Here is a 708-nt window from a genome sequence, read left to right as displayed (position 1 = left end):
CGAACCGATGATCAACGTCGGTGGCCCGAGCACGCAGCTCGATCCGAGCGACGGCTGGACGGTTCGTACCCGCGATCGCAGCTTGAGCGCTCAATTCGAGCACACGATTCTGATGACCGAGAACGGTCCAGACGACATTCTTCCCGAGCGTGTGATTGTGCACATGCAGGATGGTTTCATCCGGCGTTAGATCGAGCCGCTGAAGCGATTCGCTGGTGGCGGTGTAAGGATCGGGGCTGCCTGCGGGCCCTGGGCCTGGCGATGCTAGCCGCCGCCGGATTGCTTCGGTCTCAATCGATCCTGGCATATCACCTTCGCAGTCGCTTGCCAGAAGTTCTGGGCTGGCCGTCAGATGAATGGCACCGGTCTGCGAGCTAACCTCGCATTTCCGGAAGGGCATGCTCCGCTGCGGAATCTGGGACTATGCGAGAAGATGCCGATCTTGCTGGGCAGCCCATATCCCACGTGCGCATCAGGCATCAACGCCGCACCCGAAGCGTTGGGCAGCTTGCAGGCCTCACGCATTTGCGAATGAGCCCCTTCGTCGATATCGCTTCCCCAGGTCTGGTGCCCAGTTCGCTTTCAGTGGTCTTCATCACTTCGGCGATGTTTTCGTCCGACTGAACGTCGAGCGGGACCAGGAACTTGGCGTTATCGTACTCATCGGTCAGCTTCGAGACGCGACGGCGATTCTTCTGGCGTTCGTCT

2 pseudogenes are annotated in these 708 nt (G+C 59.9%); one reads left to right on the top strand and one right to left on the bottom strand.

The features are described 5' to 3' along the window. Nucleotides 1–190, top strand: a pseudogene (locus AB1L30_RS00815) (hypothetical protein); the annotation flags it as partial. A 289-nt stretch (nt 191–479) separates the two neighbouring features. On the opposite strand, the pseudogene AB1L30_RS00810 reads toward AB1L30_RS00815, so the two are convergent. Further along, nucleotides 480–708: pseudogene (locus tag AB1L30_RS00810) on the bottom strand (hypothetical protein); the annotation flags it as partial.

This window comes from Bremerella sp. JC817 (genome assembly GCF_040718835.1).
Lineage (GTDB): Bacteria > Planctomycetota > Planctomycetia > Pirellulales > Pirellulaceae > Bremerella.
This window is presented reverse-complemented; position numbering and strand designations above follow the sequence as displayed.